Origin of the sequence: Celeribacter neptunius (genome assembly GCF_900113955.1) — a bacterium.
In the GTDB taxonomy this organism is placed as follows: Bacteria; Pseudomonadota; Alphaproteobacteria; order Rhodobacterales; family Rhodobacteraceae; genus Celeribacter; species Celeribacter neptunius.
Genome location: NZ_FORH01000006.1, coordinates 291,414 through 299,144 on the forward strand (window position 1 = coordinate 291,414; position 7,731 = coordinate 299,144).

Here is a 7,731-nt window from a genome sequence, read left to right on the forward strand (position 1 = left end):
TTTAAGCCGGTTCATCCTGATTGGCGTCCTGCAGCAGGCGTTTGTGCTTGCGCATCTCGGTCAGCGCATCGCCGAAGGTCACGATGCCCTTCTCGCCCGCCATGCGCACGAGCTTGATGAACACTTCGGCGGTGGCGATCGTATCTCCCATGGCGGTGTGACGCGCTTCCGGCGGGATGCGGATGCCAAGCCGGTCGGAAATCGCATCGAGCGTGTGCTCTTCGCTCTGACCAAAAACGATGGCCGACAGGAGCACGGTGTCGAGCACCGGATTGGTGAATTTCTCACCGATATCGGCCTCGTGCCGGCGCAGGAATTCCAGATCGAACGGCGCATTATGGGCGACCAGAACCGCGCCACGGGCGAAACTGTGCAACTGCCGTCCGGCGACGTCGATCTTCGGCGCATGTTTGACCATCTCATTGGTGATGTGATGCACCTCGGTCGAGGAGGCCGGAATATTGCGCCCGGGGTTCACCAGCTGGTCGATGCTCTCGTTCTCGATCACCTTGCCATTGACGAGCCGCAGCGCCGCGATCTGACAGATCTCATCGCCCTGTGAGGGCAGAAGCCCGGTGGTCTCCGTGTCGAAGACGACATAGGAGAGCTCCGCGAGCGGGGTTTCCATCAGCTCTTTCGAGGGGGTGCGGGACAAGAGATCGAAATCATAGGTCACCGCCCGGCGCCCGTCGCCCAGCGTGCGGCGCAACCGCCGGGCTTCACGGATCGGCAGTTTCAGAACCGCACGCGAACCACGGCCGAATTCCGGCCAGATCTCTGTGCCATGGGCGTCGAGAATGTCGCGCCCGGACATGTCCACAAGCCCGACGTCGAGCGGTTCGGTCAGCCAGCTTTCCAGCGTGTCGACCGAGAGTGGATCGCCGCTCCAGCCCAGGGCCAGCATGGCGCCGCCACTCTCTTCGCGGGTGACCAGGAAAGACAGCGCACGGCCACCTTCGCGTGTCAGATTGCGGGCGACATGGGCCAGAAGCGTGATGATCTGCACCGCATCGATGGTGAGCGCCATCGGCTCCGGTGCGTCGGAGGCGAGGGGGATGTCGTCGGCGGCCAGTTGCGCGGTCAGCGCGTCGGACAATTCGGCGCTGCGCACCTGGGCCATCGGCCACCAATCGGCTTTCGTTGCCTCATATTCGGCGTCGAGCACCAGCACGTCTTCGGTGAGCTTTTCCATTTCGCTGATCAGTGCCCGGTCGAGCCTCGGGTCGCTGCGCAGGGCTTCATCTATGGCGCGGGCGGCGAGCGTGGTCTGAACCGAGGCGATCGAGGGGCGCAGCCGGGCAAAGAGGCGTGACAGCAGCTTTTCGCGTTCCGCATGGGTTGCGAGATCGGCGGTCACATCGTCGAGGGTGAGCACATAGGGCGGGTTGGCGTCGCCCTCATTGGGCGCATGCATCAGCCGCATCCGGGCGGAGAGCACCGCCCCGCCATGCACCGTGGCCACGGTGAGCGGCAGGACATGGCCATCGCCGCCCTCGCCGGTGCAAAGCCGGTGATAGGCCGAGAGGATCGGGCGGGACCGCAGGAAGTCGAAGATCGAATGATCGAGCCCCGGCGCGTGATCTGCGTTCAGAAGATCCCCCGCCGCCCCATTGTAAAAGGCGATCTTGTGCAGCCCCGACAAAAGCACCATGCCATGTGGCATCTCGGCGGCGAGGGCGGCGAGGCGTTCCTTTTCCTCGAGCAAGCGGGTGGTTTCCTGCGCCACGGTCTCGGCGAGCTTGTTGCGGGTGGCTGTGAGGTTCTCGGTCACCGCGCGGGCGGCCGGCGCCAGATCGCCCAGATAACGCGCGGTTTTCTCATTCAAAGCCTCATCGACATCGGCATGGGCCCGCGCCAGCATGCCGCCGGAGAGCTTCTGGATCGGTTTGGCGACATTCTCGTCGAACATCAGCCAGATCCAGGTCACCACGCCCAGAATGACAAAGCCTGCAATGGCGCCGGCAAAGACGAAACCGTCGGCAGCTTCCGGGACATTCAACCGTCCGAAGCCGAGCCAGAGGCCGGTCACCACTGCGCCGATTGCGGCGGCGGCGAGAAAGGCGAAGAACAGGAAGACCCTGAGCCGTAAGGACCAATGTTCAACCTTCATGCGCGCCTCCTTCGATCAACTTCGCCACCATGCGTTTCAGATCCGCCATGGCAAAGGGTTTGGTGAGAAACCCGTCGGCGCCCATGGCAAGCCCCTTGCGCTGCTCGGCTTGCGACACCCGCGCCGAGGTCATCAGGACCGGGATGGAGGCCAGGTTCGGGTCGAGCCGCAGGCTCTGACAAATGTCATAGCCGGAGCGTCCGGGCAGGGTGACATCGAGCAACACCAGCGCCGGGCGTTGCGCCCGGATATTGGGGAGCGCCTGGGTGCCGTCCTTGACCCGGAGGATCTCATAGCCTTCGCGGGCGAGCAAAAGCTCGATGGCGATGGCGATATTGTCCTCGTCCTCGACCAGAAGAATGACCGGTTTCTCCGCCATGATGCTCCTCCCCTGTCCTTTCACCCCTGTCTTATCGCCTCTGTCTCTTCGCCTCTGTCTCTTCCCTCTGCCGTCGCAGGTCCGGTTCCCGCCTATCTGAGCGCGTCGCAGGCGGTGCGCAGGATCGGGTCGTCCTGATCCATGTCGAACCACGTGGCCCCCGAGAGATCGCCCTCGGGCAAGCCGGCAGTGTCGGCGCGGCGCGACAGCAGGCAATCAAAGGCCACGGGCACGATGGCACTGTCGGCACGACGCGCCAAGAGATACATGTCGGTCTCGACCGTGGCGCCATCGATCCTGGCGCCCGCCTTGTCCAGGGCGATGAAACGCGTGGTGACCGGGAAGACATAGGTCCAGGGCCGCCAGATCTGCTTTTTCTCGACTTTCATCGCGGTGACCTTGTCCGGGCCGAGGCTGGCTTCGGTGCGGGCGAACCAGGAATAATCGAGCGAAATGGTCAGCGCCAACATGGCGATCCCGGCGCAGGCGGGCATGACCCATTTCGGCAGTGGCAGGCGCAGAAGTTTCTGAGCCGCGAGGACGATCCCGGCGGCGCCGACGCCGGCAGTGATCGTGGCGATGAATTCCAAAAGCATGGGGATTGGTCCCTTCTGGTGTCTGTCAGGAGCGCGCGGAACTTGAGCCGAGCGAAGATTGCATGGTGCGGACGATGACGAAAGCATCGCGCAGATGCGAGCGTTCAAAGGCCGGCAGCGCCGAGGGCGCGAGGAAATTATTGGGCGGCTGGCCGTCGCGCACCTGTGCCGCCTGATTTTCCAGGCGCGTGGTAGCGATCATGTCGTAGGCCGCCAAGAGATCCTGCCCGCCACTTTCCGAGATCACGCCCGCCTCGATGGCGGCCTCGATCCGGGCGCGGGTATTGGCGACGGTCAGCTTGCCCTGAAGCGCATAGACCCGGCCAAGATCGACGATCGGCACCACGCCATTGTGCTTCATGTCGAGCTGGTTGCGGTGCTCGCCGGATTTGATCGTGGCAAAGCCTCTGAGCAGCCCCAGCGGCGGGGTGTGTTTCAGCGAGTTGGAAATCATATGGGCGACGAAGATCGAGTTCTTTGCCGCCGCTTCCAGGGCGGTCGCCTGCAAGGGGGCAAACAGGCTCTCGTCGCCGGCGATCGGGCGCAGGTCATACATCACCGAGGCGAGCATCTGCGCCTCATTGTCGGGCGCCGCGATCCATTTGTTGAAATAGCCCTCCCAGACCGAGAGGCGCTGACACCAGCGATCTGTCATGGCCATCATTTCGCCCGGGCAATAGACATAGCCGCAGGCGTCCAGCCCGTCGCAGGTGAACCGTGCCAGCTTGCGGAAATATGTCATGTCGGCGTCGGTGGCGGCATTGTCGACGATCAGGCAATTGTCCTGATCCGACACACCGGTCTGTTCGCGCCGGCCCTGGCTGCCGCAGGCGGCCCAGAGATAGGGCACCGGGGGCGGGCCGAATTCTTCCTCAGCCATTTTCAGCAGCCGGCGTGTGACGATATCGGCGATATCGGTGATCTTGCGGGTCACCACGTCATGGGCGAGATGCGCGCCAACAAGCTGCATCAGGAAATCCGGCAGACGGGTGGTCACCGCGGCCATATCCGCGATTGTCTTGGCATTGCTGAGATCGAACACCATCTGGGTCTGGGATGACCCGAAGAACCGCGTGATATCGGTCTGGGTCACCATGCCGACGAATTTGCCGCCCTCGACGATCGGCAGATGGCCGATGTGGTTTTCCAGCATGACATGGATGACATCTGTGCCCAGAGCACCGGGATCGAGGGTGATCGGGTTGCGCGCCATGATCGTGGAGACGGGCAGGGCGGTGTCCATGCCCTCGGCCAGGACCTTGTTGGTCATGTCGCGCACGGTGACGAGCCCCAAGAGCCGCTCGCGCTCGGTCACCGCCACCGACGAGACTTTCTCGTCGCGCATCATCCTTGCGCAGGTGGCGATCGGCGTGTCTTCCGAGCAGTTGATCGGCGCATGCGCCATGAGATCGGAGACATGCTGGGTCAACAGGCCCGACGCTGCCTTGGGCCTTGCCTGGCCGCGATTGAAATAGCGGGCAAAGGCGGGGTTGGCCGCGACCTCGGATTTGAACGCCTCGGGGGTCAGCAAAAGGATGGTGCAGGCGGAGGCCGCCGTGGCCGTGGTGGCCGCCAGCCCGTCGCGAAGCAATCCGCGCTCGCCGAAATGGTTGGATTTCTGCAGGAGTGAGACCTGGCCGCCGTTGACATCGGTGATCTCGACCGAGCCGTCCTTGATCAGGTAGAGCCCTTCCAGAAGCTCGCCATGGGCATAGATGACGTCGCCTTCCTGAAAGCTCTTGCGCGAGAACGAGGTGACCAGCGTGGCCAGCTCCTCTTTCGGCAAGACATCATAAGGGTGGGTGACCTGAAGAAAGCCGATGATCTTGGCGGCGTGTTCCATCGAACCTGTCCCATGGAAAATTAACAAAAGGGCGCGGAAGCCAGTGCGGCCCCGCGCCCAATATGGAGGCGGACCGGCCCTGAGGCCAGTCCAAACCCTGTGTCCGGGGCTTAGTGATCCACGGCCGTGCCGGCGCCGCTCGGGATGCGGACGCTCTCGACCAGTTCGCGGATCTCGACCGGCGGCTCATCCGAGGCGTTGGAGACCACATAGGCGACCACGAAGTTCACCAGAGCGCCGATCGAGCCGAACGAGGTCGATTTGATCGACAGCAGCAGCGGATCAGCATCGGTGAAGCTGTTGGTGCCCGGGATGAAGAACCAGCCCTTGTGCAGGAAGATATAGACCAGCGTCACCAGGAGACCGGCGATCATGCCTGCCACGGCGCCCTTGTTGTTGATGCGGGTCGAGAAGATCCCCATCAGAAGCGCCGGGAAGATCGAGCTGGCGGCGAGACCGAAGGCCAGGGCCACGGTTTGCGCCGCGAAGCCCGGAGGGTTGAGGCCCAGATAGGTCGCGATCACGATGGCCACGGCCATGGAGATCCGGGCCGACAGAAGCTCGCCCTTTTCCGAGATCGACGGGTTGATCTGCGATTTGATCAGGTCGTGCGACACGGCCGAGGAAATCGCCATCAACAGGCCGGCTGCGGTCGAAAGGGCCGCGGCGAGACCACCGGCAGCGACCAGAGCGATCACCCAACCCGGCAGGTTGGCAATTTCCGGGTTCGCCAGCGTGATGATGTCGCGGTTCACCGAGAATTCGTTGGTCTCGGCAGAGCCGGTGTAGTTGATGAGACCGTCACCGTTCTTGTCGTCAAAGCCCAGAAGACCGGTCTGTTCCCAGTTCTTGACCCAGTCCGGGCGTTGCTCATAGGCGAGCGGCGCTTCGGTGGTGCCATTCGGATAGACCGTGTCGATCAGGTTCACGCGGGCCATCGCACCCACAGCCGGGGCGGTGAGGTAGAGAAGCGCAATGAACACCAGCGCCCAACCGGCCGAGGAGCGTGCGGCGGCCACGGTCGGAACCGTGAAGAAGCGCACGATCACATGCGGCAGACCGGCGGTGCCGATCATTAGCGAGACGGTGAACAGGAACATGTTCAGGGTCGTGTCCGTCTGCTTGGTATACTCGGTAAAGCCGAGATCCTGCAGCATGCCATTGAGAGTCTCGAGGATCGGTGCGCCGGAGCCCACGTGATCGGAGAACAGGCCCAGCGGCGGCAGCGGGTTGCCGGTCAGTTTCAGCGAGATGAAGATCGCCGGAATGGTATAGGCGAGGATCAGCACGACGTACTGAGCCACCTGGGTGTAGGTGATGCCCTTCATGCCACCGATCACGGCGTAGAAGAACACGATGGCGGCACCGATCAGAAGGCCGGTGGTCTTGTCCACTTCCAGGAAGCGGGAGAAGGCAACGCCGACACCGGTCATCTGGCCGATCACATAGGTCAGCGAGGCGGTGATGAGACAGATCACCGCGACGGTGCGGGCGGTCTGGCTGTAGAAACGGTCGCCGATGAATTCCGGCACGGTGAACTTGCCGAATTTGCGCAGGTAGGGCGCAATCAGCATGGCCAGAAGCACATAGCCCCCGGTCCAGCCCATCAGGTAGGCGGAGGTGTTATAGCCACCGAAAGAGATGATCCCCGCCATCGAGATGAAGGAGGCGGCCGACATCCAGTCGGCGCCGGTGGCCATGCCGTTGATCACCGGGTGAACGCCCCGGCCGGCGGCGTAGAATTCAGATGTGGACCCGGCACGGGCCCAGATCGCGATGCCGATGTAGAGCGCGAATGTCGCGCCCACAACGAGCAGGTTGAGGGTAAACTGATCCATTCTCTGCGCTCCTTATTCGTCGACGCCGTATTTCTTGTCGAGTTTGTTCATTTTCGCCGCGTAGGTGAAAATGAGCACGAGGAAGACAAGGATCGAGCCTTGCTGGGCGAACCAGAAGCCAAGATCCGTGCCCCCCACCTTGATGCCCGAAAGCATCGGGCGCAGCAGAATGCCGAAGCCGAAAGAGCAGATGAACCAAATCACCAGCGAGATGCCGATGATCCGCTTGTTCGCGGCCCAATAGGCATTTTTATCTGAATTTTCCGCCATTATGCGGTCCTCCCTTTTGTCCCCGATCCGTTGACGCATGTGCGCATGCACCTGTCCGGATCTTTGAAATCACGACTCCCGCCTCCTCGCGGGACCCGTTTTCCTTCCCATTGGTCCTGAAGTTCCAGCCGGAGCTTCTTCCTGAACCCTGGGTGCATCACCCCTCATGTCGTGGGGGTGATGCTTGAGTCTACCATATCTACGCGAAATTACGCAGATTTTTGGTAAAGCGAATTGCTGATGAGTTCGTCGACGACCTGCGGCTCTGCGAGGGTTGAGGTGTCGCCGAGGGATCCAGTGTCGTTTTCGGCGATTTTGCGCAGGATGCGGCGCATGATCTTGCCGGAGCGGGTCTTCGGCAGGCCGGGGGCCCACTGGATGAAGTCCGGCTTGGCGATCGGGCCGATCTCGGTGCGGACCCATTTCTCGAGTTCCACACGCAGCTCGTCGGTCGGTTCCACGTCGTTCATCAGGGTCACGTAAGCGTAGATGCCCTGACCCTTGAGCTCATGCGGCATGCCGACCACGGCGGCTTCGGCGACCTTGGCGTGGGCCACGAGGGCGCTCTCGACCTCGGCGGTGCCCATGCGGTGGCCGGAGACGTTGATCACATCGTCGACGCGGCCGGTGATCCAGTAATAGCCGTCTTCGTCGCGACGACAGCCGTCACCGGAGAAGTAATAGCCTTTGTATTG

General features: G+C 62.5%; 7 protein-coding genes. All 7 read right to left on the minus strand.

Annotated elements, in window-relative coordinates:
* Position 1 precedes the first annotated feature (1 nt).
* Positions 2 to 2,110 carry a 3'-5' exonuclease gene (locus BM151_RS15845; protein ID WP_090061714.1) on the minus strand — a complete coding sequence of 703 codons (2,109 nt, stop codon included), beginning with the start codon at positions 2,108 to 2,110 and terminating at the stop codon, positions 2 to 4.
* Positions 2,100 to 2,489 (minus strand): response regulator transcription factor, encoded by a 390-nt coding sequence (locus tag BM151_RS15850; protein ID WP_090061715.1) that lies wholly within the window; start codon positions 2,487 to 2,489, stop codon positions 2,100 to 2,102. Before BM151_RS15850 ends, BM151_RS15845 begins: the two co-directional genes overlap by 11 nt.
* Before the next feature lie 92 nt (positions 2,490 to 2,581).
* Entirely contained in the window at positions 2,582 to 3,085 is a 504-nt protein-coding gene (locus BM151_RS15855; RefSeq protein ID WP_090061716.1) for a hypothetical protein, read from the minus strand.
* 25 nt (positions 3,086 to 3,110) lie between these two features.
* Positions 3,111 to 4,928 carry a putative nucleotidyltransferase substrate binding domain-containing protein gene (locus BM151_RS15860; RefSeq protein WP_090061717.1) on the minus strand — a complete coding sequence of 606 codons (1,818 nt, stop codon included), beginning with the start codon at positions 4,926 to 4,928 and terminating at the stop codon, positions 3,111 to 3,113.
* 110 nt (positions 4,929 to 5,038) lie between these two features.
* Positions 5,039 to 6,766, minus strand: coding sequence for a sodium:solute symporter family protein (locus tag BM151_RS15865; protein WP_090061718.1), 1,728 nt, complete (start codon positions 6,764 to 6,766; stop codon positions 5,039 to 5,041).
* 12 nt (positions 6,767 to 6,778) lie between these two features.
* Complete coding sequence (locus BM151_RS15870) at positions 6,779 to 7,036, minus strand: DUF4212 domain-containing protein (protein WP_090061719.1); 258 nt, start codon at positions 7,034 to 7,036, stop codon at positions 6,779 to 6,781.
* A 209-nt stretch (positions 7,037 to 7,245) separates the two neighbouring features.
* Positions 7,246 to 7,731 (minus strand): AMP-binding enzyme (locus tag BM151_RS15875; protein WP_143093115.1); only part of this gene is annotated, 486 nt, incomplete at its 5' end.